The 1,460-nt window shown below is 44.9% G+C and carries 1 protein-coding gene and 2 pseudogenes; all 3 read right to left on the bottom strand.

Translation table 11 applies throughout. The annotated features are described in order from the left end of the window. Nucleotides 1–198 (bottom strand): annotated as a pseudogene (locus JGK36_RS00150) (IS5/IS1182 family transposase); the annotation flags it as partial. A 202-nt stretch (nt 199–400) separates the two neighbouring features. Beyond that, the gene (locus JGK36_RS00145) at nt 401–1,003 is read right to left on the bottom strand and encodes a transposase (RefSeq protein WP_293200739.1); all 603 of its coding nucleotides are present in this window, start codon (nt 1,001–1,003) and stop codon (nt 401–403) included. Then, nucleotides 891–1,460, bottom strand: a pseudogene (locus JGK36_RS00140) (hypothetical protein); the annotation flags it as partial. The gene JGK36_RS00145 and the pseudogene JGK36_RS00140, both read right to left, overlap by 113 nt.

The raw sequence follows: 1,460 nt of genomic DNA, 5'->3' as shown, positions 1-1,460 counted from the left end.
TCCTGATTCGTTGAAGTTATCCCAACTAATTCGGTCTAAAAATACGTACCCATTTCGACAACTGGCTGACAGTTTTGCCCCAAATTCAACGGATTTCCCGGCTTTCCCTCTGACGATGGGGCGGATATGTGGTTGCGTTAAACTTACTATTCTATCTTCAATCCTCTGTTCTTTCTTTTCATACATTGATAATTGTTGACGGGTAATTGCTCAACTAGGGGAAAAAATGGAGCCATCAATAGAGAGAGCTTGTTGAATAGATTGATAAGCAGTTAAACCCTGACGCTTGCCAGTATTGACAACTGAACGAACGGCCGCAAACAAATCTCTGCCCCATTCCGAACGGAAGCCATTGGTCACACGGCGAAATATCACGCTCATCCGAATCGCCTGTTCACGCTTAATTATTTGTGGGTGGAATTGTCGCATCTTCCAGAAATAGAAATAAATTGTCAATCAGCCCACCGTAACGTTTTCGTAACCGTATACCATCCGGATGGTGTGGTGCTAAATCCAAAATCTTGGTTAATCTTTCCTGTAAATTTTCTCGATATTGATTGAGTCTAGTATCATCCATATTCTCCCGTCGCCGATGGATGATAAAAGCCCTTAATAATAACCTCTTCATCGCTGGGGCAAAAATCCTGTCCCCAGCATCAATTGCATATTGGCAATCCCGCAGTTGATGGGCTAAACACACTTGCCATTGTGGTGCTGGGTGATTTTTTTGAGCGCTAAATAAGTCTGACACCCAAATATCGGGACGATGTTCTCCTAGAACTTCGTTAATTACTCCAGTTCCTCGACTCGGACGGATGACGTGTAAACAAACATCCTGGTTCTGAAACACCCACTCCCACTGATTCTGTCCGTTAACTCTCGCGCTCGTTTCATCTGAACAAATTAATTTTGCCCGCCGCAGCCGTTGTAGTATTTGACTTACTTGATCGTCTAAACTGGTTTTTACCTTCCCCAGCAGGTTGGCGATTGCTCCTTCGGATATCTTGAGTCCAAAGACCTCTCCAAATATAGACGATAGCCGTTCGTAACTGATCGTAACTGATGGCATGAGTGTAACGGAGATATGTAACTAAGCTTTGAATTGAACTGCCAAACGGTGAACCTGGTTCCATTCCCAATGGTACAGGTGCAAGATATTCGGTTTGACAGCAGGCACACTGACCACCATAACGTTCACGGAGGGTGACGATGGGGCGAATTGGAGGTAGTTCGATTTTTTCGTAGACGGATTGCAATTTTTGGGCGGTGGCGGTGACTTTTTCTCCACAATGGGGACAATTTTTGAGTTGGGCGATGATTGTTTGGTCGGGATGAGGATGTAGTTCTCTTCCCCCTCCCGTTCTTCCTAGGCTTTTTTGTCTTTTGCTCCCCTCTATTTTCGAGGGCTTAATGTTGGGCTTGAATCCTTTGGACGGTGGAGTGCTGGAATTTTTGCTCGT

Source organism: Microcoleus sp. PH2017_35_SFW_U_B (genome assembly GCF_020737865.1).
Classification (GTDB): Bacteria; Cyanobacteriota; Cyanobacteriia; order Cyanobacteriales; family Microcoleaceae; genus Microcoleus.
This window is presented reverse-complemented; position numbering and strand designations above follow the sequence as displayed.